This window comes from Chishuiella sp. (assembly GCF_032109125.1).
Classification (GTDB): Bacteria; Bacteroidota; Bacteroidia; order Flavobacteriales; family Weeksellaceae; genus Empedobacter.
In genome coordinates, this window is sequence record NZ_DAMCLZ010000004.1 from 123,235 (window position 1) to 149,815 (window position 26,581).

Consider the following 26,581-nt stretch of genomic DNA (forward strand, 5'->3'; position numbering starts at 1 on the left):
AAAAATCATGTTAAATATTCTTCCAGATATAAAAATTTTTATACAAATACTTAACGCAATTGGTCCATTAAAAACACGACTTAAAAAATCGTTAGTATTCATTGCATTATCATCTATTACTCAAGGATTCGCCTATACATGTTTTTTTCCTCTATTTATTTCATTAGGAAAAAAAGATTTCGAAAATGCGATGCAATGGGTTTTCATTGCGTTTATATTTGTTATTATCAGTTCTATTTTAAGATGGATTGGTCAAAATTATGATTACAATGGTTATTCATCATTGGCTCAGTATGAATTAAGAAAAAAACTAGGGAATAAATTCAGAGAAATTCCATTAGAAGAACTAAATAAAAAACGTTCAGGTCAATGGGGAGCTATTATCAGTAATAATGTTGACGAATTAACTCTTTTTATTCTTACCATTGGTTCTGTCCTAATGTACGGAGTTTTAACTCCATTAACTGTTAGTATAACTGCTTTATTTTTTGATTGGAAAATTGCATTAGTTATGTTAATCATTTTTCCTTCTATCATACCTTTTTACAGATGGAGAAAACCTGCATTTGACAGAGGAATGAAATATCTAAATGAAGTTCATGCTGAATTAAATTCAGAATCGATAGAATACATACAAGGATTAGGTATTTTGAAAGCAACGAATGAGGCTGATAAAATTATTGAACGATTAAGTAAAACAATTGATAAAGTAGAACAAGTTCAAGCTTATGGTCATGGAAAAGGAGCTAAACCAAACTTATTAATTGCTTCTATCCTAGAAACAGGAATTTTACTGACATTAGGAATAGGAATTTGTTTAGTACTTTTTGATAATAGCGAAGCTATGATTATGATTGCTATTATGATTATTGTAATTCGTTTTTCTGAACTGATTTCTAGTTTTGTTCCTATGACAATGTTTTTTAGCCTAATTGAAGATGGAGTAAAAAAAATGAATGAAATGTTTGCTATAAAATCTTTACCAGAACCAGAAATAGCAACTATAAGTCATAATAATGATATTACATTTTCTAATGTAAATTTCAATTATAATGGAACTGAGCAATTAGCTCTAAATAATATAAATCTTCATATTCCAGAAAAATCTATTGTTGCTTTTGTTGGTCCTTCTGGCTCGGGAAAAACTACCATAACTAGAATGGTTATGCGTTATGCAGATGTCACACAAGGTAATATAACCATTGGTGGACAAAACATTAAAGAGTATAAAACAAAAGACTTATTGAATAAAATTTCGGTTGTTTTTCAAGAAGTTTACTTATTTGATGATACTATCGAAAATAACATTCGAATGGCTAAAACTAATGCCACAAAAGAAGAAATTATAGAAGTTGCTAAAAGAGCTCAATGTCATGATTTTATTATGCAATTACCAAAAGGTTATGATACACATTTAGGAGAAATGGGTAATAGTCTATCTGGCGGCGAAAAACAACGTATCTCTATTGCTAGAGCTTTATTAAAAGATAGTCCTATCATTATTTTAGATGAACCAACCTCATCATTAGACTCTTTAAGTGAATTGGCTATTCAAAAAGCAATTGATGAATTGGTAAAGGAGAAAATTGTTTTAGTTATAGCCCATCGTTTATCAACAATTATAGGTGCTGATAAAATTTGTGTGATGGAAAATGGAAAAATCATTGAAGAAGGAAAACATCAAGATTTATTGAATAAAAAAGAAAAATATTTCCAACTTTGGAATGCAGAAAGTAAATTAGAAGAATTAAAATAATTTTTATAAAAAAGGTCGAAATAAATTTCGACCTTTTTTATACTATAATATATTATTCTTCATGTACTCTTTTTCTAGACATTTGTTGCCCATCAGTTGAATTTAATTGAAAAAAGATATAACTGGATAAAACAGTCAAAATTCCCATTGTTAAAAAAGCATAACGAAAAGCTTCTATTTGCTCTCCATTATTTATACTATCCATTTGTCTAAATACCCCTAAAATAAGTGCAGCAACAGAAATTCCAAAAGTTAATGATAATTGTTGTGTTACAGAAAGTAAACTATTCCCTTCACTAGAAGTTCTTTCATCCAAATCTGCTAAAGATAAAGTATTCATTGCAGTAAATTGAATTGAACTAAAGAAACCATTTAATATCATCAATGGAATGATATAATAAATTGAAGTATCTGCTCTCATCAAATAAAACATACAAATCACTAAACCTAGAACAATTGTATTCCAAATTAAAGTTTTTCTGTAACCAAATTTACTAACTATAGGAACAGCAAAAGACTTTGCCAACATATTACTTATAGCAGCAGGAATCATCATCAAACCAGCAACAACTGCAGAATGCCCATAACCAACTTGTAATAATAATGGTGTAAGAAAAGGCATTCCTCCTATTCCCAATCTTGTAATCAGATTCCCTATAATCCCTATTTTAAGAGTTCTTATTTTAAATAAGTTCAAATCAATTAATGGATGCTGTTTTTTTCTAGCGTGATAAATATAAAGTGCTATAAGAAAAATTGAAATAACAGCAAGTGCAATTACCATTTGGTAGCCAATTACTCTAGAAGATACCAATTCCATTAATAATGTAAGAAAAGTAACTCCTCCACTAAATAATATCATTCCTCTAATATCAAATTTAAAAACAGGGTGTTTAAAATCTGGTATAGCAAATGTTGTCATCCATAGAGCTATAATTCCAAAAGGAATATTAACCAAAAATATCCAATGCCAAGAAAGTGCATCAACAAGAAAACCACCTAAACTAGGGCCTAAAAGTGGACCTATTAATCCTGGTATTGTAATAAAATTTATAACTTTTAATAATTCTCTTTTAGGGTAGGCATACAATATTGCTAGTCGAGCCACAGGAACCATCATAGATCCTCCTATTGCTTGTATTACTCGGGATATAACTAAAAAAGGTAATGTAGTTGCAAATGCACAAAGAACAGAACCTAATGTAAAAGTAAAAATGGCAATTTGGAATATTTTTTTAGTTCCATATTTATCAGATAACCAACCACTAACTGGAATTAATAATGCAACAGTTAATGTATAAGCAACAATTATAGATTGTATTTCCAAAGGAGATTTACCTAAATCTTTTGCTATTGTTGGTAATGATGTATTAAGAATTGTTCCATCCAATGCCTGCATAAAAAAAGCCATTGCAGCTAGCCATGGCAAATATTTTAACATTTTTGCATTTGATGCTTCGTCTATTGTATTACTCATAATTTTTCGGATCTCTATATTCTAGACCTTTTTTATATTTATCAAATTTCGTAAAAAAGATTAAATTAGAGACATGTTTTTAAATATTCATACACATCATTTATCTAGCTCTAATGATACAATAGAGTTATATAACCAATATCCGTTGCATTGGAATCACAATAATAATCTCTTCTCTATTGGAATTCATCCAATCTATATTAAAGAAGAATTAATTGATGAAGAACTAAAAATCATCAAACAAAAAATTTCTACAGAAAATTGTTTAGCAATTGGAGAAATTGGTTTAGATAAATTGTGTGCTATTGATTTCGACTTACAAATTACTGTTTTTAAACAACAATTACAAATTGCAGAGGAACATAAAATTCCTGTAATCATACATTCTGTACGTTCTTATCAAGAAATTTTACATATTCGTAAAAGCATGAAAATAACAATTCCATTTATTTTTCATGGATTTAATAAAAACGAACAGATTCTTCATCAAATTTTACAACAAAATTGTTATGTATCTTTTGGAAAAAATCTTCTTAAAAACAAAAACTTACAAACTATATTTGCAAACCTTTTTCCAAATAATTTTTTCATAGAAAATGATGCAAGTGAAATTTCTATTCAAGATATTTATACTTTTGCATCAGATATAAGAAAGGTATCAATCAAAGAATTACAACTTCAACAAGCTGATAATTGGAAAAATGTTTTAGGCTATGAAGTTCAATCACAATAAAAAATAATTTAAATGGCAGTTTGGCAAGAAAGAGCTGAATTATTATTCAAAAAAGAAGGTTTAGATAAACTAAAAAATTCCAATGTTCTTATCGTTGGTTTAGGCGGTGTAGGATCATTTGCAGCAGAATTTATTGCTCGTGCTGGTGTAGGAAAAATGACAATTGTTGATGGAGATACTGTAGATATTTCTAATATCAACAGACAATTACCTGCATTACATTCTACCATTGGTCAGCATAAAGTTGATGTTGTTGGTGATCGATTAATGGATATTAATCCTGAATTAGAATTAACTCGCATCAACGAATTTTTATCCCCAGAACGTACTTTCGAAATTGTAACCAATGAATATGATTATGTCATGGATTGTATTGATTCTGTATCTCCAAAAATCAATCTTATTGTTGCTGCAAAACGTAAAAAAGTAAAAATTATCAGTAACATGGGTGCTGGAGGAAAAATGCTTGCTTCTAAAGTTTTTGTAAAAGATATTTCGAAAACAGAAGTTTGTCCATTAGCAAGACAAATAAGAAAACGTCTGAAAAAAGAAAAAATAAACAAAGGTGTAAAAGCTGTTTTTTCTACAGAAGAAGCCGACGAATCTTCTTTAAAATTAACCGATGGTTCCAATTATAAAAAATCTTTTTATGGAACTAATTCATGGATGCCTGGTTTATTTGGATTACATGCAGCTGAAACCGTTGTACGTTATTTATTAAAAAATGATAAATAATAAAAAGATTTAATTAATTTAGTTGAAAATTAACTCAGAGAATACAATATGAAAATCAATTACGATTATATCACATACGAAGATGTTTTAAGAGCTCGTCAGTATATGTACGAACAAGCATTAGAAAAAAATGCTACCAATTCGCTTCTAAATACAGCCAGAGATTTATTTGGAAACAATAATTTCGAAATGTGTATAAAAGTTTGCGAAGGTTTGTTAGATGCCAAAGATCCTAAACAATTATACGATGCAAAAAAATTAATTGCATTATCGTATTATAGTTTACAAGATTTCGAAAATGCTGAAAAATCATTTTTCGAATTGGCTGAAAATTCTAATAATTCCGACGATTGGTTCAATGTAGTTATATCATCTACACTAAATAATAACGTAGAACGCAGCCAAGAAGCGTTTGGTATTGCTTTAGAAAAATACACGCAATTTGGTCACCAACGTAACATGCCTTCTGTACAGTTAATGTTGCATTATATGCTTACATTAGAAACTGTAGAGCAATATACTTTGGCTTTGGAACAATGCAAAATGCTAATCCAAGTCTATACTAAATTAAAAAATACAGAAGAAAATTTCTTAAAAACTCGTGGATTAGAAAACATTGATACATTTTTATCAACATCTAAAAACATCCTGAAAAAAGCAAAGAAGAAAGATATTACAACAATCAAAACTGAATTGTTATCTTCTCTTGATGCAAATGGAGTAGAAAAAGTAGAAGCTTTTTTTGCTGAATTTTAATAAGAATACATAACACTCTAAAAAAATCCATTCAATTGAATGGATTTTTTTTATTCACTAGAAAATATATTATTTGGGCAATTCCTGACGAACCTCGCTTTTTATTGCAATCTTTTTACTACACTAAATCGTTTCGTAAAAAGGATTTCCACGTCAATCGCTATTGCAAGTTTTTATCTTAGAACATATTGTCACATTGAGCTTGTCGAAATGTTTTTCTTAAAATTACAGTAAACTAAAACTAGATAAAAAAGGATAAAATCTTCGACAAGCTCAGATTGACATTCGTAATTGATTGATGAAAAAAAGTTTAAATCCTTACTTATTTTTCGGTACAAAATTCTTACAGAATTCCACTCAAAATGAAGGATTTTATTTCTAAGAATTATTATTAGCTGAAATAAAATTATAAAGTTTTTCAGTTAAGATTTTTGCTTCCTCTCTAACATCTTCAAAACTAGTAATTTCATTTACAACTCCTTGAGCAAATTGAACCTTATCTTTAATTGTGCCACTCTTATTAGCATAATTTTTGTTTAAGCCATCTATATTCTTATCTATAAAAGTTCCTACAGCAGAATTTCCTTTAAATTGTTTATTATTTTTAACTTTAATTAAGTTTTTATCTTTTGCTTTATCAATAAATTTCAAGGTTTTTAATAAACTTTCTTTAGTTAATAAGTTTTCTATTTCTTTTACATTTAAACAATAGTATCTATCACCTAAATTTTCTTTTAATTGTTGTATTCTTTTATATTTTTCAGAACCTGCTTTGGCATTATCATTATCTGAAATCAAAAATAATTTACCACACAATTTTTTTACATCAATCGATTTTTCTTCTTTGTCTAAAAAACTCCAATGTGTAATATTATTCCCTCCATATTCCACAAAAGAATAATGCACATCTTCAAAGTATTTTTCAACTTTATCACTTTCTTGATAGAGTTCTAAATATTTTCTAATATAAATTCTATCGGTAATTCCTTCTACCCAAATAGTACAATTTGTGAGAAAAACTGAAGAATTTTTAACACCTAAATGTTCCAATAATGTAATATCTGGATTATCTATATTATCAATATAAAATTGTCCATCATCCTTAGAAAACTTATAAACAGATATTTTTTGATAATCCAATGTCATATCTAAAAAATGATTGGAATGTGTGGTAAAAAAATATTGGAAGTCTTTAAATCCTTTAGTTTTCAATAATGTTTCGATCAAAATACGTTGAAATCCTGGATGTAAATAAACATCTGGCTCCTCTATATAAACTTTTAAGTTCTTTCCTTTATTAAAAAATAATGGATATGTTAAAATAATAATTGCTTGTACGCCTTCACCTAGATTATAAATTGGTCTATCTTCATCATCTCCTTCAATATGTATATAAACATCTTTCTCTTCTAATCTTGGAATAATTGTGATTTCTTTATTTTGAAAAAATGTTTCACTCAAGAAGCTTTCAAAATCTTTTACTAATTTTCGCTGTTCATGATTTCCTAATAAAAGTTTCTGAACATCATCATACAATGATAATCCAGTATAAATAGATTTAGTAGATTCTTCTTTATTAAATTCTGTTTTTGACTCTTTAAAATAATCTCTGATAGTCCTCTCATAATAAAAATCTTCTCTTGTGAACTCTCCATTTTGATAATTTATACTTCTTAATCCACGAAGAATTGGAATGTAAATAGAATTTTGTATATACATTCTCTTTTTAGAATTTTCTAATAAATTTATTAACTCTTTAGTCTTTGTAACTATTGTGTCTTTTATATTAACAAGTTCTCTTGAGTTTATTTTTGAATTTGTTATCTTTACTTTAACATGGTTTTTTAAACTATTATCACCAATTCCTTGTAAATCCTTACAATTATTTATTAAATCATTTATTGTCTTTAAATCATTAAATTCTTCTGAACACAAGATTTCTAAATTTATAACACTTTCATAATCATATATTTTTAATTCATTAAAAAGAGAATCTAACTTCAAATCATATTGATTCATATTTATAGATTCCTTATCAAATAAGTGCTCTTTTGTTATAAACAAATCTCTCAGAAATCGACTTTTACCAGAATTATTCGGTCCAATAAATATGTTTATACGAGATAAATTATCAAGATTATTATCTTCTTCATTCGTAATGTATTCTTTTGTTATATCAGTTTTTAATTGTAAAGATTTGAACATAAATTTCTCTAAGTATTTCTACTAAATTACAATATTCTATAAAACAAAAAAAAGCCTCGCAATGCGAGGCTTTAAAACTTATAACTTAAAACGTATTACTTGTTTCTGTATTCATTCCATGTTTTAATTTTCAAATCATCGATAGATAATTGAGTAAATGCATTAATGAAAGCCGCAGCTAAACGTGCATTTGTAATTAATGGAATATTGAAATCTACCGCTGTACGACGAATTTGATAATCGTTATCTAATTCCGCTTTTGTTAAGTTTTTCGGAATGTTAATAACCATATCAAATTTATGGTCGTGTAGATATGTTTTTACATTTGGTTCTTTATTATCACTTGGCCAATAAACTAATGTAGAATAAACATCATTTTCTGTAAAGAATTTGTGTGTTCCTTCTGTCGCATAAATTTTATAACCTTTTGCGATTAATTGTTTTGCTGATCCTAATAATGCAACTTTAGATTCAATTGGTCCTCCAGAAATTAATATTGTTTTTTCTGGAATTTTGTATCCTACAGATAACATTGATTTTAACAATGCTTCTTCTGCTGTATCTCCAATACAACCAACTTCTCCTGTAGATGACATATCTACTGATAATACTGGATCTGCTCCTTGTAAACGTGTAAATGAGAATTGAGATGCTTTAACCCCAACATAATCTAAATCGTAAACGATTTCTGAGTTTCCTTTTTCAACTTCTAATCCTAAAAGAACTTTTGTTGCTTTTTCGATTAAGTTGTTTCCAGATACTTTTGATACAAATGGGAATGAACGAGATGCACGAATATTTGTTTCGATTACACGAACTGTATTGTTCTTTGATAAGAACTGAATGTTCATTGGTCCACTAATCTCGAATTTCTTTGCAATTTTAGCAGCTACTTTACGCATCTGACGAATTGTTTCGATATATACTTTTTGTGGTGGATAATACATTGTAGCATCACCTGAGTGTACACCTGCAAATTCTACGTGTTCTGAAATTGCATAATCTACAATTTCTCCATTTTGACAAACTGCATCTAATTCGATTTCTTTTGCTCCTTGTACAAATTCTGAAACAACAACTGGATAATCTGGTGAAACTTCTTTTGCTAATTTCAAGAATGCATCTAACTCATGTGTGTTAGAAACAACATTCATCGCTGCTCCTGAAAGTACATAAGATGGACGAATAAGAACTGGGAAACCTACCTCGTCAACAAATTTGTGAATTGCTTCTAAAGAAGAAAGCTCTTTCCAACGTGGTTGATCGATTCCTAATTCATCTAATATCTCTGAGAATTTATGACGGTTTTCTGCATCATCAATTTTTAAAGGAGAAGTTCCTAAAATTGGCATGTTTTGGTCATACAATTTCATTGCTAAGTTATTTGGAATTTGTCCTCCTGTAGAAATAATTGTTCCGTGAGGATTTTCGAATTCCAAGATATCCATAACACGCTCAAAAGATAATTCTTCGAAATATAATCTGTCCGAAGTATCATAATCTGTAGAAACTGTTTCTGGGTTGTAATTGATGATGATTGTTTTGTAACCATTTTTACCAGCAGTTTGTGCTGCATTAACTCCACACCAGTCAAACTCTACAGAAGAACCAATACGGTAAACTCCAGAACCTAAAATACAAACTGCTTTTTCTGTTTCTGGTGTTAAATCGTTTTCTGTTCCGTGATATGTTGTATATAAATAATTTGTTTGTGCTGGGAATTCTGCCGCTAATGTATCAATTTGTTTGATAACTGGTTTTATTCCGAAGTTTTTACGTAATTCACGAACTGTTAATTCATTTCTATGAACTCCACTTTCTCCTTTTACTAAAACAGCTATTTGTTGATCAGAGAAACCTAATTTCTTTGCTCTTCCAATTAAATCAGCATCAATCTGTTCGAATCTTTCTAAAGTTTCAAATTCTTTTGAAGTATTAAAAATACGCTCTAAACGCTGTAAGAACCATAAATCAATTTTTGTTAAATCATGAATTTTCTCGATAGAATATCCCGCTTTGAATGCTTCTGTTACTGCGTATAAACGTTCGTCATTTGGTTCTGCTAACCAAGTGTCTAATGATTCTCCTTCTGGAATTGTAAATCCATTTGCTACAAACCCTCTGTGACCAATGTCTAACATACGAACACCTTTCTGAATTGCTTCTTCGAAAGAACGTCCAACTGCCATAACTTCTCCCACAGATTTCATCGCAGAACCAATGTTTCTACGTACACCGTAAAATTTATTTAAATCCCAACGAGGTAATTTAACCACACAATAATCTAACGCTGGTTCGAACATTGCAGAAGTTGTTTTTGTAACGCTGTTTTTTAATTCATCTAATGTATAACCTAATGCTAATTTAGCAGCTACAAAAGCTAATGGATAACCTGTTGCTTTTGATGCTAAGGCAGATGAACGAGATAAACGAGCATTTACTTCGATAACACGGTATTCTTCTGAAACTGTATCAAAAGCGTACTGAATGTTACATTCTCCAATTACTCCTAAGTGGCGAATTGTACGAATAGCAACTTCACGTAATTTATGATATTCTGAGTTTGATAATGTTTGTGATGGAGCAACTACAATAGATTCTCCTGTATGTACACCAATTGGATCGAAGTTTTCCATATTACAAACTGTAATACAGTTATCTGCTGAATCACGAACTACTTCGTATTCTACTTCTTTCCAACCTTTTAATGATTCCTCTACTAATACTTGGTTAGAGTAAGTGAAGGCTTTTTCTACTAATTCTAATAATTCTTCATCATTATTAGCAAAACCAGAACCTAAACCTCCTAAGGCATAAGCTGCACGAATAATTAATGGAAAACCAATTCTTTTACCAGCTTCCATTGCATCTGCAACTGTTTCTACAGCTTCTGAACGAGCTGTTAAAACACCTATTTCATCTAATTTTTCGATAAAAATATCACGATCTTCAGTCGACTCAATTACAGAAATTGGTGTTCCTAAAACGCGAACGTTGTATTTATCGAATATGTTATTTTTATTTAATTCAACCGCACAGTTTAATGCAGTTTGCCCACCAAAGGCAACCATTATTCCGTCTGGTTTTTCTTTTTGAATTACTTTTTCAACAAAATAAGGTGTTACAGGTAAGAAATAAATTTCGTCTGCAATTCCTTCTGATGTTTGTACTGTTGCAATATTTGGATTAATTAATACAGTTTGTATTCCTTCCTCTTTTAAAGCTTTTAATGCTTGTGAACCAGAATAATCGAATTCTCCAGCTTCTCCAATTTTTAAAGCTCCTGATCCTAATACTAATACTTTTTTAATATCTTTTAACATCGTTATTCTGATTATGCGTTTTTATATTTTTTTACTTCTGATATAAATTCATCAAATAAATACTCTGTATCTACTGGACCTCCCATTGCTTCTGGGTGAAATTGAACAGTAAATATAGGTTTTGACTCGTGACGAATTCCTTCACACGTTCCATCATTTAAATTTGTAAAGAAAGTTTTGAAACCTTCTGGTAATTTAGAATCATCTACTGCAAAACCATGATTTTGAGAAGTGATAAAACATTTTTTTGTACCTACTAATTGTACTGGTTGGTTGTGTGAACGGTGACCATATTTTAACTTGAATGTTGAAGCACCAGCTGCTAAACTAACTAACTGATTTCCTAAACAGATTCCGAAAATAGGTTTATCTTCTTGTAAAGATTTTTTAAGATTCTCTATTGTTACATCACACATTTCTGGATCACCAGGTCCGTTTGAAATAAATAATCCATCATATTCTAATGTTGAATAATCATAATTCCAAGGCACTCGAATCACTTCTACTCCACGTTTAACGAAACAACGAATAATGTTATTTTTAACTCCACAATCAATTAAAACGATTTTTATGTCAGCTCCTTCATTGTATCGTTTTACTTCTTTGATAGATACCTCATCAACTAAATTTACAACGTTAGGATCATAAAAATCTATTTTCTCATCAGCTTCAATTTTTGCCAATGTAGAACCTTCTTCACGTAATTTTTTTGTTATAGCACGAGTATCTACTCCGTAAACACCAGGAATATTATGAGCTTTTAACCAATCTCCTAATTTTTGAATAGCATTCCAATGTGAATAATCATCAGAATAATAAGATACTACTAATCCTGTTACTTGAATTTTATTTGATTCTACCCATGCTTCAATTTCATCAACTAAAGCGTTATCATCTGGAACTCCATAATTTCCTACAATTGGAAAAGTCATTACCATTATTTGCCCTTTATAAGAAGGGTCTGTCAAACTCTCATTGTAACCTACCATTGCTGTATTGAAAACTATTTCTCCAGCAGCAGAAGTATAAGCCCCAAAAGATTTACCTTCAATTTCCAATCCGTCCTGAAAGACGATTTTTACATTCTTATCCATTGATGATGATGTTTATTTCTGTTTGTAATGCGTTGATGAATTTATCTACGTATGTTTTTGTTATTGTTAAAGGAGGTAACAAACGGATAACATTTGTTCCTGCATAACCTACAAATATGTTATGTTTTGTTAATAAGTTGTTTTTAAGTTCCCCTATAGGAAAATCAAATTCAATTCCTACCATAGATCCTCTTCCACGAACTTCTTTTATTTTAGGAAATTTATTAAGTTGTATACCTATATATTCTCCTATTTCTTGTGCATTTTGAATTAAGTTTTCTTGGTCAATAACATCTAAAACTGCTACTGCAGCTGCACAAGCTAAATGATTCCCTCCGAAAGTTGTTCCTAATAACCCATAAGAAGCTTTGAATTCTGGAGAAATTAAAACTCCTCCAATTGGAAATCCATTTCCCATTCCTTTTGCCATTGTGATTAAATCAGCTTTAATATCAGAATGTTGGTGTGCAAAGAATTTACCTGAACGTCCATAACCACATTGTACTTCGTCAGCAATAAGAACTACTCCGTTATCTGTACAAACCTTTCTCAATTCCTGAATAAATTCATCTGTAGGTAAAATGATTCCCCCTACACCTTGAATTGGCTCATAAATAATAGCTGCAACATCTCCTCCTGCGATTATTTTTTTAATTTGATCAATGTTATAATCTACAAAAGATACTTTATGATGTGCATTAAATGGTGCAACAATTTTTGGATTATCTGTTAATGCAACTGAACCTGAGGTTCTCCCGTGAAAAGCTCCATTAAAAGCAATTACGCGGTCTTTTCCTGTATGAAAAGAAGCTAATTTTACTGCATTTTCGTTTGCTTCTGCACCTGAGTTACATAAGAATAATGTATAATCTTCATAACCTGAAATTCTACCTAACTTCTCAGCCAATTCCTGTTGAATTGGAATTTGTACTGAGTTTGAGTAAAATCCTATATTATTGATTTGTTCTGTAATTTTTTCTACATAATATGGATGTGAGTGACCAATTGATATCACTGCATGACCACCATAAAGGTCTAAATATTCTTTTCCGTTTTCGTCCCAAAGAATACAATCTTTAGCTTTTACCGGAGTTACATTCATTAATGGATATACGTCGAATAGTTTCATTTTTTTTTTAGTTTTACGTTTAACGGTTTACGCTAAACGATTATTAATTGTTTTTATAAAAGCTAATAACATTGCTTTTATTTTTTCAACTTTATCTTCAAGTTTTAAAAATGATTCGTTTGTTATTAATTTTAAATCTTTCGATAGGATTAATAAGTAAAGTGTTTCATTTGTAGAACCTAAAGCGATATGAAGAAAACGTAAAAAATCTTTATCAGAATTTCTTCCACAACCTTCTGCTATATTGTTTGGAATTGATAAACAAGCTCTTCTTAACTGTGATGTTAGATTAAACATTTCAGATTTAGGAAATTCAGATGTTATCTCATAAACTTTTAATGTTAATTGATGAGACTCACTCCAAACTTTTATATTTCTAAAATCTTGCATATCGTTTACCGTTAGACTTTAAACATTAAACTTAAAACGCTACCGTTTTCAAGCTAAGTCCAAGTTTTTCATCCCAACCGAACATTAAATTCATATTTTCTACAGCTTGTCCAGAAGCACCTTTAGTCAAATTATCAATAATAGATGTAATTAATATAACATCATCTTGTTTCTGCACATGTAATAAACATTTATTTGTGTTTACAACTTGCTTTAATGCAATTGGAGTATCTGATACGTGAGTAAAAGGTTCATCTTTATAATAATCATTGAAGATTTGTTTTGCCTCATCTTCAGATAAATCAGACTTTACATAAACACCAGCTAAAATTCCTCGAGCAAAATCTCCTCGCATTGGTAAAAAATAAACTTTATTGTTAAAGTCCTTTTCTAATTGATGAAGAGTTTGATAAATTTCACCTTCGTGTTGATGAGAAAATTCTTTATAAAAAGATACATTATTATTTCTCCAACTAAAATGTGTAGATGCAGATAAACTTTGTCCAGCTCCTGTAGAACCTGTTACAGCATTAATATGTATATCATTTTTTATCTCATTTTTTTCAGCCAATGGTAATAATGCTAATTGAATTGCTGTTGCAAAACATCCTGGATTAGCAATATTTTTTGCTGACTTTATATCTTCTCTGTTTACTTCTGGTAACCCATAAGTAAATGTTCTATCTTCGAAGATATGATCTGCATTTAAACGAAAATCATTGCTTAAATCAATAATCTTTGTTTTAGTAGCATACTTATTATTCTTTAAAAAATCAGCAGATTTTCCGTGACCTAAGCACAAAAAAACGACATCTGAATTTTCGTCTATTTTATCCGAAAATACGATGTCTGTTTCACCTAATAAATCATCATGTACTTTAGTAACGGGGTTACCTGCATTCGACGTACTGTATACTGACGAGACATTTACTTTCGGATGATGAATCAATATCCTCAGTAGCTCTCCAGCAGTATAGCCTGCGCCTCCTACAATACTTATATTAATTTTGTCTACCATTTTATGTTTTGTGTGCTTATTTATCTATTTTTTTAACCAAAATAAAGTGGAATCAATTTAATGAATCCACTTTAACTAAATCAATTAATCAAAACTATGAACAATCTTTAATTGATTACCAAATATCTTAATGAAACCTTTTGCGTCTCTACTATCCCATGCATCATTTTCTTCTCCATAAATAGCTACTTTAGACTGCATCATATCATAAGGTGATTCAATTCCAATCATAGAAAAATGATAAGGATTTAATTGTATTTTCACTTTTCCAGTAACATGATTTTGAGAAGATTCTAAAAAGGCTTCTATATCTCTCATTACTGGATCTAAATATTGTGCTTCGTGTAATAATGTACCATACCAGTTTGACAATGAATCTTTATGTAACAATTGCCATCTCGTTAAGGTATGTTTCTCTAATAAATGATGTGCTTTAATTAAAAGATAAGCAGCAGGTGCTTCAAAACCTACTCTACCTTTTATTCCCAAAATTGTATCTCCGATATGAATATCACGACCAATTGCGTACTCACCTCCTATTTCATTTAATTTTTGAATTAAAGCAACTGGAGATAGTTTTTCACCATCTAAAGCTACAGGAATTCCTTTCTCAAATTCTACTTCAATTACAGATGGTTCAGTTCTTGATAATTGTGTAGGATAAGCTTCTTCTGGTAAAGCTTCATTAGAAGTTAATGTTTCTACACCTCCAACAGAAGTTCCCCAAATACCTCTATTAATTGAATATTTTGCTTTTTCCCAACTATAATTAACTCCATTTGCCTGTAAATATTCAACTTCTTGCTGACGAGATAATTTTTCATCACGAATAGGAGTAATAATTTTTGAATTTGGAGAAATAATTGCAAATGCAACATCAAAACGAATTTGATCATTTCCTGCTCCTGTAGATCCATGAACAATGTATTCTGCTTCTACTTCTTTAGCATATTCTGCGATTGCTATAGATTGAAACATACGCTCTGCACTTACAGATAAAGGATATGTGTTATTTTTTAAAACATTACCATAGATTAAATAACGTACACAATCATTATAATATTTATCTGTAATATCTATTGTTACATGTTTAGAAGAACCTAATTCATAAGCTCTAGTTTCTATATCTTTTAATTCTTCTTGAGAAAATCCACCAGTATTTACAATTACTGTATGTACTTCCATTTCTTGTTCTTTTGTTAAATTAACTAAACAGTATGATGTATCCAGACCTCCACTGTAAGCTAAAACTGCTTTGTTGCTCATTTGTTCTATTTGTTTATATTGGGAATAATTCTTCTTAACTCTTCTGTAACTTCTTCTCTAGTACAGTTTTCTTTCATTATTATCAGTACTGTATCGTCTCCAGCTATTGTCCCTAAAATAGTTTTAAAATATGTATTATCTATTTCGAATGCAATTCGATTCGCATAACCTGGTTTAGTTTTTATTACTCCAATATTTTGAGAAAAAACTAAAGATACTTTTTCGTTATGCGTAACAATTGTTGAAGGAACATTAGACTCTGTTAAGCGATAAATGTACTGTCCCGAACTATTAGGAACTTTTGAAACTTTCAATTCGCGTAAATCTCTCGATAAAGTTGCTTGAGTAACCGAGATTTCTAAATCAATTAATTTCTTTAATAATTCATCTTGATTGCTTATTTCCTGATCAGTTATTAAATCTCTGATAATTTGAAATCTGTATTTTTTATTACTCATTTTGAATATTTATTCGATATTTTATGCAAATATACTCATTTTAGACAAAAAAAAACCTTAGTTCGTATATTTATTCAATATTTTTTTTATCGTTACTTTCTGTTGTTTTAGTTGTATAATCATCATCAAGGTTGTCATATACTAAACCTGTACATATACATCGCTCTCGATCGTTTTCCATTAGGATATGATAGTTTTTACAACTTTTACAACCATTCCAAAATTCATCTGATTGTGTTAGTTCAGAAAAAGTGACTGGTTTATATCCTAATTTAGTATTCATTCGCATTACAGCTAAAGATGTTGTAATACTAAAGATTTTAGATTTAGGAAATTTTGTACGAGATAATTCAAAAACTGCATGTTTTATTTCTCTACCAATTCCAGAACTCCTCAAATCTGTACGAACAATTAAACCTGAATTGACTACGAATTTTTCTTCTTCGTAAGTTTCTATATAGCTAAAGCCTGCTACTTGATCTTCATCATCAAAAGCAATCACTGCATTTCCATTGCGCATTTTACGTTCAAGATAAACAGGATTTCGTTTAGCAATTCCCGTCTTTCTCATACGGGCGGACTCTTCATACCATTCGCACAACAATTCTGTGTACATGGCATCATCTGCATTTGCTATTCTAACATACATAATTTAAGGGAAAATTGATTAATTGAGAAAAAATATAAAAAGATGAAAATTTTTCATCACACATAAAAAATTTATGAGAAAAGACTTTTTTGCTTTCATTTAGAAAGCGACTCTCATAATCGAGAAGAATAGTTTCAGTAATTTCTTCCATTAATCAATAAGATATTCAGTTATTATACTGAGATGCAAAGTTAAATACTTTATTTTTGTCATACCAAAAAAATCAAACAATTTTTTTATATTTATTAACATGCTGAAAATATTTAAAATAGGAGGAGGAATTATTGATAACCAACAAGAATTAGAACAGTTCTTAAAAACGTTTTCAACAATAGAAGGTCCAAAAGTACTTATTCATGGAGGTGGAAAAGGTGCTTCAAAAATGTTAAATCAACTTGGGATTGAACCTAAAATGGTTGATGGAAGAAGAATTACTGACAAAGCAACTCTAGAAGTTGTTACAGGTTTATATGCTGGAAACATTAATAAAAATATTGTTTCTACATTACAAAAATTCGGTTGTAATGCACTTGGTTTATCTGGAGCAGATGGAAATGCAATACGAGGATCTAAAAGGCCTGTAAAAGTAATTGATTATGGTTTTGTTGGTGATTTAACTGAAAACAGTATTAATACAAAATTATTCCAATTATTGATTGACCAAGGTATAACTCCTGTTGTTTGTGCGATAACGCACGATGGAAATGGTTTATTATTAAACACTAATGCTGATACAATTACTTCTACAATCGCTGTTGCATTAGCTACTAAAAATGAAATTGAGTTAAATTTTGTTTTTGATAAAATTGGAGTTTTAAAAGATATTAATGATGATTCTACATTAATTCCTAAAATTAACGAAAATTTATATTTGCAATTAAAAGAAGAAGGTGTAATTTTCGAAGGAATGATTCCCAAATTAGATAATTCATTCAATGTTATTAAATCGGGTGTTAAAAATGTATGTTTAGTACACGCCCAAAACATTAATTCAGATATTAAAACAATATTATGTTAGAATTAGCTATTCTAAAAAAGAAAGCTGTCGATTTATTATGTCAATTAATCGAAACACAATCTTTTTCTGGAGAAGAAGATAAAACTGCTGATATCATTTTCAATTTTTTAACTGATCATGGTGCTACAGCTCATCGTCAAAATAACAATGTATGGAGTATTCATCCTGGTTTTGATGAAAATAAAAAGACTATTTTACTAAATTCTCATCATGATACAGTAAAATTTGGCTCTTCATGGACTTATGATGCTCTAAAGGCTACTATTGAAGGTGATAAATTAGTTGGACTAGGAAGTAATGATGCAGGAGCATCTGCAGTTAGTTTACTTGCTACCTATATTAATTTTCTTAATGAAGATTTACCTTTCAATTTAATTGTAGCAATTACAGCTGAAGAAGAAAGTTCTGGAGAATTAAATGTTGCAAGTATTCTTCCTAACCTACCTAAAATAGATTTAGGAATTGTTGGAGAACCTACACAAATGGATATGGCTATTGCTGAAAGAGGATTAGTTGTAATGGACGTAACTGTAAAAGGAAAAACAGGACATGCTGCACGTAATGAAGGAATAAATGCAATTAGTGAAGCCGTAGAAGTTATCAATTGGTTTCATACATATCAATTCCAAAAAATTTCTGATATGTTAGGCCCAGTAAAAATGACTGTTACACAAATAAACGCAGGTAAACAACATAATGTAGTACCTGATGAATGTAATTTAGTTGTTGACTGTCGTGTAAACGAACTTTATTCTAATCAAGAAGTTGTAGATATTATCAAAGATAACTTACCAAAAGTAGATATTATAGCAAGATCTCTTCGATTAAACTCTTCTCGTATATCAGAAAATCATCCTATTGTTCAGAAAGGAATTGAATTAGGTTGTATGACTTATGGATCACCTACAATGTCTGATCAAGCAATGATGAATTTTGAAACTGTAAAAATGGGACCTGGAGACTCTGCTCGTTCTCATACACCTGATGAATATATTTATTTATCAGAAATAGAACATGGTATTGAAAGATACATTAGTTTATTAAATGGATTTTCATTTTAATATTCAATTATAAAAAAACAAAAATCTCAGTAAAAAATTTACTGAGATTTTTATTATTTAGAATTTTAGATAAAAAAAAGAGGTTGAAAAATTCAACCTCTTTTTTTTATATACTTTTATCGATTACTCAATAGCCATTTTTACAGGAATACTAAAGTTTAATTTAGCTGGTCTACCATCCTCTGTTTGTGCAGGCTTGATAGTTTTTCCTCTTTTTTGTTGTCTATCTGTAATACGTTGTAAAGCTTTTTTTGCTTCTGGACCTAATTTAGCATCACCCATTGGAGAAATACTAATAATACGTCCATTTGTATCAATTTGGAAACTTAATTTAGCAACTACAACACCTGATAATCCTTCACCAGCTGCGTCGTTAGCAAAATCTTGTAACTCATCACCGATATCAGCACCTAACTTTTTAGATAAACAATCTGTTGCTTGTTGTTTACCTTTCGCAGCATCTTTTTCACAACCAGGATATACAGCCATTACAGCAGCAGTACGAGCAGTAACTGTTGCAGGTGCTGCATCTCCTTTATCTTCTGTTTTTGGAGCTTGCGTTGTATTTTTAGGAGCTTCTTTATTTAAGTTAACTGGTCCTCCTCCTGTTTGACCAGTAGACTCTTTACCTTCTCTTTTTTCGAAAGATAAATCTTTACCTACCAACTCTTCCTTTGGAGGAATAGTTTCCTCTTTTTTAGGTTGTTCTTTAGGTTCTGGCATTACGAATTTCTCCTGTGCCGTTTCCTCTTGGTAATGATTTTCTTGTTGTTCTGGTTCTGGCTCTGGTTCTGGCTCTACCACTTCCTCCTCTTCTGGTGGTGGTTCTGGTAAAGATAAATCTTCAAGCTGAACATCAACAACAACGTCGTTATTCTTTTTGCTAGAGAACAATCCTGTCCCTGATGCAAAAACGACGAAAGCTAATATTACAATTACTACAAATCCACGAATGAAAGCTTTCAATAACGTACTTTTCTCAGACATTCTCAAGTCATAAGCTCCGTACGCTTTATTTCTACCTTCAAATACAATCTCGTCTAAGGATTTTAGTTTTTTGTTATTTTCTGACATTTTATTCTTTTAAATTTAACAATTAAACTAATTATTTACCTACTTTTTCGTCGTACGCTTTTTGTTCAAAAGGTACAATCTGAACGATACCGTATCGTGTAGACTTTGTAATTTCCATTTCATCTAACACATTTACTAAATTATCATAACTTGCATCATCCATTGGTTTGATAATTACAGTAAATTTCTCTTTATCAGGAGCTCCTGCTGCAGCTTTAGTTATAATTTCACGTAAAGCTGAGTAATCAGTCTCATTTAAGTTTCCAGCATTTAAATTTTTCGCCTCTTCTTGGTACCAAAACAATTTGTTATCCTTCGCAACAATAACTGTAATCGAATTCTTAGTTTTTACCTCTGTAGGAGGTACAACATCTTTTGGTATTTTTGGAGGCATATTCAAGTTCATTACGTTTGGTTTGATCGAAGTCGCTGCAAACATAAAGAATGTAATTAATAAGAAACCTAAATCAACCAAAGGAGCCATGTCGACTTTCGTCGAATTCTTTTTGGAGCGGACTTTTTTCCCGCCACCGTCATCGTGACTTTCTATTTGTGCCATTTTGTAATTTCTTAATAATTATTCTTGAGATGTAATTAACTGGAACTTATTCATATTCTTTTCTTGCAATTGAGCAATCAATGTTTTGAATTGTTTATATTCAGATTTTTGATCACCTTTTATCGCTAAGAAAAGATTAGGGTTCGCTTCTTGAGCTTCAAATACCCAATCAATCAATTCTTGATTTTTGTTAGGTATTGTATCTAATGGAATACCAGGATTGTACTTTTTTTGATTATCCGGAGATTGATTCAAAAAGCTTCTCATATCCTTCATTGGAACTCCAAATTCTACAATGCTTTTGAAAGCATTCTTTTCAGCATCTGTAAATTTAACACCATATTTATCACCCATTCTCTCTAATGCAGGAACACGATCTTTTTCGTCTAAAGCGAATAAGAATTGTCCTTTATTATCGATTTTTATAATCATCATGTTTTCTTCTGCCATTTTTTGGTTAGAAACTGATGTTGGTGTAACAACTGGCACTACTTCAGGGTCTCTAAAGTTAGATGTCAAGATAAAGAAAGATAACAAAAGCCAAGCCATGTCAGACATAGCTGTTAAGTCCATCGATGGACCTCTTCTTTTTGGTTTTACTCTTGCCATTTTCTCTGTGTTATATTAATATTCTAAATTATTTGTTTTTATAAAGCATCCTTATACTATAATTCTAAGGCTTTTTATTCAGAAAATATTAATTGTGAGCAGAGAAAGATTGTTGAATACTCATTCCTACTTCGTCAATTTTGAAAGTTAAATCATCAATTTTAGAAGTTAAGAAAGAATACATAATGATAGCGAATGCAGAAGCACCAATACCCATACCTGTATTAATTAAGGCCTCAGCAATACCTACTGATAATGCAGCAGAATCAACAGATCCTCCACCTTCTCCTAATGCGAAGAAAGACTTAATCATACCTAATACTGTACCCATTAAGGCAATTAAAGTACCTACAGATGCAATAGTAGAAACAATTGTCATGTTTTTCTCTAATGTTGGCATCTCTAAAGTTGTAGCTTCTTCTAATGTTTTACCTAATTGAGCTAATTTTTGTTCTTTATTTAATAAAGTATCGTTTTCTAAAGCTTTGAAAGTTGTTAAACCTTCTTTTACAACATTTCCAATAGCTCCTTGTTGTTTGTCACATAATTCGATTGCTTTGTTAATTTCATTTTTGTTTAATAAAGCACGAACATCGTTTACAAATTTCTCTGCTGATCCTGTTCCTTTAGCTTTGTTTAAAGCAATAATACGGTCGATAGAGAAAACTAACACCATAAAGAAGAAAGACATTAAGAATGGAATAATCACCCCTCCTTTATAAACAATTCCTAAGAAATTTAAAGGATGTCCTTTCGCTGCATCTCCTCCTTCAAAATTACTTGATTGACCAAATAAACCATAGAAAATTCCCATTGCAAGTGCAATTAAAATGATCATAGTGATCACAGGGTTAAGACCTCCCTTTTTAGTTTTAGCTGGTACTGTTACATTCTTTTCCATTTACTAATTCTTTTAAATATTATGATTTTTATTAATGTGGGTGTAAATTAAGTGAAAAAATTTTAATTCTTCTAAATTTTTTATGTTGTTATAGCGTTAATTTTCTAGATTATTTAAAATCAGTCTACTTTTTTATGAATTTAACAATAAAAAAATCTACTAAAACGCTAGAGTTAACAATAAAATAATTAATTTTTATCAAAAACCGCCTCTTCACAAAATTTTAACCTATGCAAATTTATCCAATATTTATACATATCCATATTTTTTTTAAAAAATTAAATTATTATTTTGAATTTTGTACTTCATTTTATAACAAAATCTATGAAAGTTTGTATTGCCGAAAAGCCTAGTGTAGCAAAAGATATAGCAAAAGTTATTGGTGCCAATCAAAAACATGATGGCTATTACGAAGGTAATGGATTTCAAGTAACTTGGACTTTTGGACATTTATGTACTTTGAAAGAGCCACAAGATTATACATCTGAATGGAAAAATTGGGATTTAAACTATCTTCCTATGATCCCTAGCAGTTTTGGAATTAAATTAATTGAGGATAAAGGAGTTTCTAAACAATTCAAAATTATTGAAAAATTAGTTACTGGTACAGATGTAGAAGAAATTATAAATTGTGGTGATGCAGGCCAAGAAGGAGAATTAATACAACGTTGGGTACTTCTTAAAGCTCGAACTAAAGCTCCTATGAAACGTTTATGGATTTCTTCACTTACAGAAGAAGCTATAAAAGAAGGATTTGATAACTTAAAAGAAGGTGATAAATATTTTAATCTTTTTTCTGCAGGGCAAGCTCGTGCAATTGGTGACTGGTTATTAGGAATGAATGCTACACGACTTTTTACAAAAAAATTCGCTCCACCAAAAACTGTTCTATCTATAGGAAGAGTACAAACTCCAACCCTAGCAATGATTGTACAACGCCAAAAAGAAATAAATGCTTTTGTGGTTGATGAATATTGGGAATTAAAAACAATTTTTAAAGAAGTTGAATTTAATGCAACAATTCCTCGTTTAAAAACAGAAGAAAAAGCAAAACAAGGTCTTGATTTTATAAAAGATAGAGATTTTGAAATTATTGATTTTGAAGTAAAAGAAGGAAAAGAAAAAAATCCAAGGTTATTTGATTTAACAGCTCTACAAGTTGAGGCGAATAAAAAATATGCTTACTCTGCTGAGAATACATTAAAATTTGTACAGAGTTTATATGAGAAAAAATTTGTTACTTATCCAAGAGTAGATACAACTTATTTATCTGAGGATATATATCCCAAAGTGATTGGTATTTTAAATAAGCTTTCAGCTTATCAAGAGTTAGTTCGCCCTTTATTAGCAGAACCAATTCCTATGTCGAAAACGGTTTTTGATAATACAAAAGTAACAGATCACCATGCTATAATTCCGACAGAAATATTCCCACAAGGTTTATCAAACGAGGAAAAACGTGTTTATGACTTAATTGCTCGTCGTTTTATTGCTGTATTCTATCCTGAATGTAAAGTTGCTAATACAACTGTAGAAGGTAAAGTGGAAAACACAAACAAAGATGGTATTCTATCTGCTATCAACTTTAAGGCTACAGGAAAACAAATCTTAGAAATGGGATGGAGAGAAGTTTATGCAAAAGATAAAAAAGATGATAAAAGTGAGGAAAAAATAATGCCAATTTTCGAAATTGGAGAAAAAGGTCCTCACGAACCATTTATTCATAAAGGAAAAACAACTCCACCCAAACATTACACTGAAGCCACTTTACTAAGAGGAATGGAAACTGCAGGTAAACAAGTAGATGATGAAGAAATGCGTGAAATAATGAAAGAAAATGGTATCGGAAGACCATCTACGCGTGCCAATATCATAGAAACTTTATTTCGACGAAAATACATAGAAAAGAAAAAACGAAATATAATTGCCACTCAAACTGGTATAGATTTAATAGATACTATTCAAAATGAGTTATTAAAATCACCTGAATTAACTGGTGTTTGGGAAAGAAAACTTCGTTTGATAGAAAAAGGAGAGTACGAACTAGAACAATTTAAACAAGAATTGATTGAGATGGTTTGTAAATTAACACATGAAGTAAAAACAAGTTATTTCAGACCAATTTCTTCTCATAATCAACAACTAGAAGTAGAAAAACCAAAGAAAGAACGTAAACCAAAAGAAGATATTAATATTGAAGATGCTACTTGTCCTAAATGTAAAGTTCATAAATTAGTGAAAGGTAAAACAGCTTATGGTTGTTCAAACTTTAAGGAATGTGGATTTAAAATTCCTTTTAATTTTATGAATAAAAAATTTACGGATAAGCAACTATTGGATTTACTAACAAAGCAAAAAACTGGAAAAATGACTGGTTTTATTGATTCAGAAACAAATACTAAAAAATCTGGAAAAGTAGTTCTTGATTTAAATTTTGAATTAGAATTAGAAGAATAATTTGGGCAATCGAGCGAGTTTTCCTCTGTATCTTTTACAACTTATTCAATTTGTATAACTGAAAAAATAAGTTATAAAAGGATGCCGCTTCAACCTCTATCGCTAAATATCATAAAAAAAGCAATAACGATAATAATGAAAATCCTTTTATAAAAAAATCTATGGACTTAAATTATTATTTTTTTATAAAAGATTGTAATGAATAGCGTGCCCCGATAGGGATTACCAAAAAAAATAAAAATTTATGAATATTTATTCAAAATATCATTAAGTATAAATTTCATTTTATCTTTTAACTTTTGAGGTTTTACAACTGTAACAGAACGGCTCATTGCCAAAAGTTCACTTATAAAATCATCTGTTAAAAAAACTTCTAATGAGATTAATATTTCATTATCAATTGTTTTCGTCATCTCTTGAGATTCATGCAAGGGTAAAGATTCTAAATATGCTGCTTGTGTTTTAGTAACAGATAAAATAATTTTTTCTGGTTTTCCTTCAGAAGGAACTATGATTCCGTATGAATATTTATACTTATCATTATAATCAAATTCTAGTTCAGTGTTAATTTTTTCTTTCATAATTAACACATGATTCATTCTTTCTAAGCCAAAATTTTTAACAATTCCTTTGTCTTCAGCAATTAAATACCACCTATTATTGAACTCTCTTATAGCCAAAGGAGATACTTTTCTTATAGTTTCTAAGTCTTCTCCGAATTTCAAATAATGAAATTCTATCTGTTTTTTACGTTGAATTGCTTGTACAATATCAGGTAAAAATTCAGCTCGTTTTGACTTTCTTTTTTCAAGATAAACAATCGATTCTAATGAATTTGTAAGTTTAAGCGCAGAAAAACTATTAATTTCTTCTAATGTTTTAAGAAATAAATCAGAACTATAATCATCTTGAATAATATAATAGCCTTTTTGACTTCTACTGTAAACAATATCAATCCCTAGAATATTACGTATTTCTTTTAAATCCCTTTGCAATGTTCGTTTAGAAAAATTAAATTCTAATGTATCATCTTGCAATTGTAAAACTTCAAATTCTCTTTCCAAAAACTTTTCTAATTCCTCATAAGAACAATATTTCTGCTGAGAAAGTTTTCGAACTATATTAAAATAACGTGCTATATATCCCTGTTTTGACATTGTTATATAAAGTATAAAAAAACTTTTGTAAATATAAAACAAAAAAAAGGGTAATATCTTAAAATCAGATATTACCCTTACCATTATAAATAATGATTTAAATTTATTGTACACTAGCAGCTGGCTGTACAGTATCTTGAACAACAGGAGCTGGAGCGTCTACTTGTGCTGCTTCAATAAAGTTTGAAATTTTATCAATAATTTCTGCATTAGATGTAGGATCATTTTTAACTTTTAAACTTAAAAAGATAGATGGTGCAGCATTATCTTGGATATACTTAGAATCTGTTTGATAAACTCCATCATTCTTAATAGCAGTTGAATTTAAATTTTCTGCTAATTCACTAGCTACTTTATAAGTTTCTTCAAAAGCTACATTTTGTTTAGATACAACAGCAGCAACTTTATTTGTGTTATCATCAGAACTATCAAAATTTAAAGTCATAATTAATTCTGGTTTCAAACTATCAATAATTGATTTTTTTTCTTCTTCTTGTAATCCTTTTGTCAAGTCTTTCCATAGAAGAACATTTACATTCTCTTTATTAAGAGTTTCTAACTTAGATTTTAATTCGGTTGCAATATTTGTTCCTTGAGAACCAATATTATCAACAATATCAAGAATTACAACTTTTGGTGCATCTAAACTAACCGAATAAGAAGTCTCTACTGGTAATTCATTTTTCGTTGTAAAAGAAAAAGAAAGCACTCCTATTGCTAAAACCCCTAATGTCTGCTTTAATTTTTTCATAATAA

23 protein-coding genes are annotated in these 26,581 nt (G+C 29.8%); 7 read left to right on the top strand and 16 right to left on the bottom strand.

The window, feature by feature from the left end; translation table 11 throughout:
- Positions 1 to 7: 7 nt before the first annotated feature.
- Entirely contained in the window at positions 8 to 1,756 is a 1,749-nt protein-coding gene (locus RT575_RS06420; RefSeq protein WP_313579655.1) for an ABC transporter ATP-binding protein, read from the top strand.
- 52 nt (positions 1,757 to 1,808) lie between these two features.
- Here RT575_RS06420 and mdtD read toward each other — a convergent pair whose 3' ends face one another.
- On the bottom strand, positions 1,809 to 3,233 hold the full coding sequence (gene mdtD / locus RT575_RS06425) for a multidrug transporter subunit MdtD (RefSeq protein ID WP_313383820.1): 1,425 nt from the start codon (positions 3,231 to 3,233) through the stop codon (positions 1,809 to 1,811).
- Between the two features lie 73 nt (positions 3,234 to 3,306).
- Between mdtD and RT575_RS06430 the strand changes: the two genes are divergently transcribed.
- The 3 genes from RT575_RS06430 to RT575_RS06440 are packed head-to-tail and all read left to right on the top strand — an operon-like array spanning position 3,307 to position 5,457.
- Positions 3,307 to 3,966, top strand: a complete 660-nt coding sequence (locus tag RT575_RS06430) for a TatD family hydrolase (RefSeq protein WP_313383818.1) — start codon at positions 3,307 to 3,309, stop codon at positions 3,964 to 3,966.
- A gap of 12 nt (positions 3,967 to 3,978) precedes the next feature.
- Positions 3,979 to 4,701, top strand: coding sequence for a tRNA threonylcarbamoyladenosine dehydratase (locus RT575_RS06435; protein ID WP_313377250.1), 723 nt, complete (start codon positions 3,979 to 3,981; stop codon positions 4,699 to 4,701).
- A 48-nt stretch (positions 4,702 to 4,749) separates the two neighbouring features.
- Entirely contained in the window at positions 4,750 to 5,457 is a 708-nt protein-coding gene (locus RT575_RS06440) for a hypothetical protein (RefSeq protein ID WP_313377248.1), read from the top strand.
- Positions 5,458 to 5,835: 378 nt separating this feature from the next.
- Here the strand turns inward: RT575_RS06440 and RT575_RS06445 are convergent, their stop codons facing one another.
- The 9 genes from RT575_RS06445 to RT575_RS06485 form a co-directional block, all read right to left on the bottom strand.
- Positions 5,836 to 7,662: an ATP-binding protein gene (locus RT575_RS06445; protein WP_313579658.1), complete on the bottom strand. Its 1,827-nt coding sequence runs from the start codon at positions 7,660 to 7,662 to the stop codon at positions 5,836 to 5,838.
- A 95-nt stretch (positions 7,663 to 7,757) separates the two neighbouring features.
- A complete protein-coding gene (gene carB, locus RT575_RS06450) occupies positions 7,758 to 10,985 on the bottom strand; it encodes a carbamoyl-phosphate synthase (glutamine-hydrolyzing) large subunit (RefSeq protein ID WP_313579660.1) in 3,228 nt (1,075 codons plus the stop codon).
- An 11-nt stretch (positions 10,986 to 10,996) separates the two neighbouring features.
- On the bottom strand, positions 10,997 to 12,079 hold the full coding sequence (gene carA / locus RT575_RS06455) for a glutamine-hydrolyzing carbamoyl-phosphate synthase small subunit (protein WP_313383814.1): 1,083 nt from the start codon (positions 12,077 to 12,079) through the stop codon (positions 10,997 to 10,999).
- Positions 12,072 to 13,208, bottom strand: coding sequence for an aminotransferase class III-fold pyridoxal phosphate-dependent enzyme (locus tag RT575_RS06460; protein ID WP_313579662.1), 1,137 nt, complete (start codon positions 13,206 to 13,208; stop codon positions 12,072 to 12,074). Before RT575_RS06460 ends, carA begins: the two co-directional genes overlap by 8 nt.
- A gap of 27 nt (positions 13,209 to 13,235) precedes the next feature.
- Complete coding sequence (locus RT575_RS06465; RefSeq protein ID WP_313579664.1) at positions 13,236 to 13,598, bottom strand: four helix bundle protein; 363 nt, start codon at positions 13,596 to 13,598, stop codon at positions 13,236 to 13,238.
- A 31-nt stretch (positions 13,599 to 13,629) separates the two neighbouring features.
- The gene (argC, locus tag RT575_RS06470) at positions 13,630 to 14,616 is read right to left on the bottom strand and encodes an N-acetyl-gamma-glutamyl-phosphate reductase (RefSeq protein ID WP_313579666.1); all 987 of its coding nucleotides are present in this window, start codon (positions 14,614 to 14,616) and stop codon (positions 13,630 to 13,632) included.
- 84 nt (positions 14,617 to 14,700) lie between these two features.
- Positions 14,701 to 15,882, bottom strand: a complete 1,182-nt coding sequence (argG, locus tag RT575_RS06475) for an argininosuccinate synthase (RefSeq protein ID WP_313579668.1) — start codon at positions 15,880 to 15,882, stop codon at positions 14,701 to 14,703.
- A gap of 5 nt (positions 15,883 to 15,887) precedes the next feature.
- Positions 15,888 to 16,340, bottom strand: coding sequence for an ArgR family transcriptional regulator (locus RT575_RS06480; RefSeq protein ID WP_313383808.1), 453 nt, complete (start codon positions 16,338 to 16,340; stop codon positions 15,888 to 15,890).
- A 70-nt stretch (positions 16,341 to 16,410) separates the two neighbouring features.
- Positions 16,411 to 16,989 (bottom strand): GNAT family N-acetyltransferase, encoded by a 579-nt coding sequence (locus tag RT575_RS06485; RefSeq protein WP_313383806.1) that lies wholly within the window; start codon positions 16,987 to 16,989, stop codon positions 16,411 to 16,413.
- A gap of 250 nt (positions 16,990 to 17,239) precedes the next feature.
- Here RT575_RS06485 and argB point away from each other — a divergent pair, with 250 nt between their 5' ends.
- Together argB and RT575_RS06495 are read left to right on the top strand one after the other, a co-directional pair.
- Complete coding sequence (argB, locus tag RT575_RS06490; RefSeq protein ID WP_313579670.1) at positions 17,240 to 18,007, top strand: acetylglutamate kinase; 768 nt, start codon at positions 17,240 to 17,242, stop codon at positions 18,005 to 18,007.
- Positions 18,001 to 19,068, top strand: a complete 1,068-nt coding sequence (locus tag RT575_RS06495; RefSeq protein ID WP_313383803.1) for a M20 family metallo-hydrolase — start codon at positions 18,001 to 18,003, stop codon at positions 19,066 to 19,068. Before argB ends, RT575_RS06495 begins: the two co-directional genes overlap by 7 nt.
- Positions 19,069 to 19,191: 123 nt before the next feature.
- On the opposite strand, the gene RT575_RS06500 is transcribed toward RT575_RS06495, so the two are convergent.
- The 4 genes from RT575_RS06500 to RT575_RS06515 all read right to left on the bottom strand — a co-directional run bounded on the left by RT575_RS06500 (position 19,192) and on the right by RT575_RS06515 (position 22,211).
- The gene (locus RT575_RS06500; RefSeq protein WP_313383801.1) at positions 19,192 to 20,142 is read right to left on the bottom strand and encodes a hypothetical protein; all 951 of its coding nucleotides are present in this window, start codon (positions 20,140 to 20,142) and stop codon (positions 19,192 to 19,194) included.
- Positions 20,143 to 20,173: 31 nt separating this feature from the next.
- Entirely contained in the window at positions 20,174 to 20,701 is a 528-nt protein-coding gene (locus RT575_RS06505; RefSeq protein WP_313383799.1) for a biopolymer transporter ExbD, read from the bottom strand.
- Positions 20,702 to 20,719: 18 nt separating this feature from the next.
- Positions 20,720 to 21,310, bottom strand: coding sequence for a biopolymer transporter ExbD (locus RT575_RS06510; RefSeq protein ID WP_313383798.1), 591 nt, complete (start codon positions 21,308 to 21,310; stop codon positions 20,720 to 20,722).
- An 88-nt stretch (positions 21,311 to 21,398) separates the two neighbouring features.
- Positions 21,399 to 22,211: a MotA/TolQ/ExbB proton channel family protein gene (locus tag RT575_RS06515; RefSeq protein ID WP_313383796.1), complete on the bottom strand. Its 813-nt coding sequence runs from the start codon at positions 22,209 to 22,211 to the stop codon at positions 21,399 to 21,401.
- A gap of 324 nt (positions 22,212 to 22,535) precedes the next feature.
- On the opposite strand from RT575_RS06515, the gene RT575_RS06520 reads away from it, so the two are divergent.
- Entirely contained in the window at positions 22,536 to 24,668 is a 2,133-nt protein-coding gene (locus RT575_RS06520; RefSeq protein ID WP_313579673.1) for a DNA topoisomerase 3, read from the top strand.
- Between the two features lie 242 nt (positions 24,669 to 24,910).
- On the opposite strand, the gene RT575_RS06525 is transcribed toward RT575_RS06520, so the two are convergent.
- Positions 24,911 to 25,825 (bottom strand): WYL domain-containing protein, encoded by a 915-nt coding sequence (locus tag RT575_RS06525; RefSeq protein ID WP_313579675.1) that lies wholly within the window; start codon positions 25,823 to 25,825, stop codon positions 24,911 to 24,913.
- A 103-nt stretch (positions 25,826 to 25,928) separates the two neighbouring features.
- Positions 25,929 to 26,576: a hypothetical protein gene (locus tag RT575_RS06530; RefSeq protein WP_313579677.1), complete on the bottom strand. Its 648-nt coding sequence runs from the start codon at positions 26,574 to 26,576 to the stop codon at positions 25,929 to 25,931.
- Positions 26,577 to 26,581 lie beyond the last annotated feature (5 nt).

What these genes read in the sequence shown, in the direction of transcription:
- RT575_RS06420 (WP_313579655.1), top strand. Translation starts at nt 8, where the DNA reads ATGTTAAATATTCTTCCAGATATAAAAATTTTTATACAAATACTTAAC.
- mdtD (WP_313383820.1), bottom strand. Translation starts at nt 3,233, where the DNA reads ATGAGTAATACAATAGACGAAGCATCAAATGCAAAAATGTTAAAATAT.
- RT575_RS06430 (WP_313383818.1), top strand. Translation starts at nt 3,307, where the DNA reads ATGTTTTTAAATATTCATACACATCATTTATCTAGCTCTAATGATACA.
- RT575_RS06435 (WP_313377250.1), top strand. Translation starts at nt 3,979, where the DNA reads ATGGCAGTTTGGCAAGAAAGAGCTGAATTATTATTCAAAAAAGAAGGT.
- RT575_RS06440 (WP_313377248.1), top strand. Translation starts at nt 4,750, where the DNA reads ATGAAAATCAATTACGATTATATCACATACGAAGATGTTTTAAGAGCT.
- RT575_RS06445 (WP_313579658.1), bottom strand. Translation starts at nt 7,662, where the DNA reads ATGTTCAAATCTTTACAATTAAAAACTGATATAACAAAAGAATACATT.
- carB (WP_313579660.1), bottom strand. Translation starts at nt 10,985, where the DNA reads ATGTTAAAAGATATTAAAAAAGTATTAGTATTAGGATCAGGAGCTTTA.
- carA (WP_313383814.1), bottom strand. Translation starts at nt 12,079, where the DNA reads ATGGATAAGAATGTAAAAATCGTCTTTCAGGACGGATTGGAAATTGAA.
- RT575_RS06460 (WP_313579662.1), bottom strand. Translation starts at nt 13,208, where the DNA reads ATGAAACTATTCGACGTATATCCATTAATGAATGTAACTCCGGTAAAA.
- RT575_RS06465 (WP_313579664.1), bottom strand. Translation starts at nt 13,598, where the DNA reads ATGCAAGATTTTAGAAATATAAAAGTTTGGAGTGAGTCTCATCAATTA.
- argC (WP_313579666.1), bottom strand. Translation starts at nt 14,616, where the DNA reads ATGGTAGACAAAATTAATATAAGTATTGTAGGAGGCGCAGGCTATACT.
- argG (WP_313579668.1), bottom strand. Translation starts at nt 15,882, where the DNA reads ATGAGCAACAAAGCAGTTTTAGCTTACAGTGGAGGTCTGGATACATCA.
- RT575_RS06480 (WP_313383808.1), bottom strand. Translation starts at nt 16,340, where the DNA reads ATGAGTAATAAAAAATACAGATTTCAAATTATCAGAGATTTAATAACT.
- RT575_RS06485 (WP_313383806.1), bottom strand. Translation starts at nt 16,989, where the DNA reads ATGTATGTTAGAATAGCAAATGCAGATGATGCCATGTACACAGAATTG.
- argB (WP_313579670.1), top strand. Translation starts at nt 17,240, where the DNA reads ATGCTGAAAATATTTAAAATAGGAGGAGGAATTATTGATAACCAACAA.
- RT575_RS06495 (WP_313383803.1), top strand. Translation starts at nt 18,001, where the DNA reads ATGTTAGAATTAGCTATTCTAAAAAAGAAAGCTGTCGATTTATTATGT.
- RT575_RS06500 (WP_313383801.1), bottom strand. Translation starts at nt 20,142, where the DNA reads ATGTCAGAAAATAACAAAAAACTAAAATCCTTAGACGAGATTGTATTT.
- RT575_RS06505 (WP_313383799.1), bottom strand. Translation starts at nt 20,701, where the DNA reads ATGGCACAAATAGAAAGTCACGATGACGGTGGCGGGAAAAAAGTCCGC.
- RT575_RS06510 (WP_313383798.1), bottom strand. Translation starts at nt 21,310, where the DNA reads ATGGCAAGAGTAAAACCAAAAAGAAGAGGTCCATCGATGGACTTAACA.
- RT575_RS06515 (WP_313383796.1), bottom strand. Translation starts at nt 22,211, where the DNA reads ATGGAAAAGAATGTAACAGTACCAGCTAAAACTAAAAAGGGAGGTCTT.
- RT575_RS06520 (WP_313579673.1), top strand. Translation starts at nt 22,536, where the DNA reads ATGAAAGTTTGTATTGCCGAAAAGCCTAGTGTAGCAAAAGATATAGCA.
- RT575_RS06525 (WP_313579675.1), bottom strand. Translation starts at nt 25,825, where the DNA reads ATGTCAAAACAGGGATATATAGCACGTTATTTTAATATAGTTCGAAAA.
- RT575_RS06530 (WP_313579677.1), bottom strand. Translation starts at nt 26,576, where the DNA reads ATGAAAAAATTAAAGCAGACATTAGGGGTTTTAGCAATAGGAGTGCTT.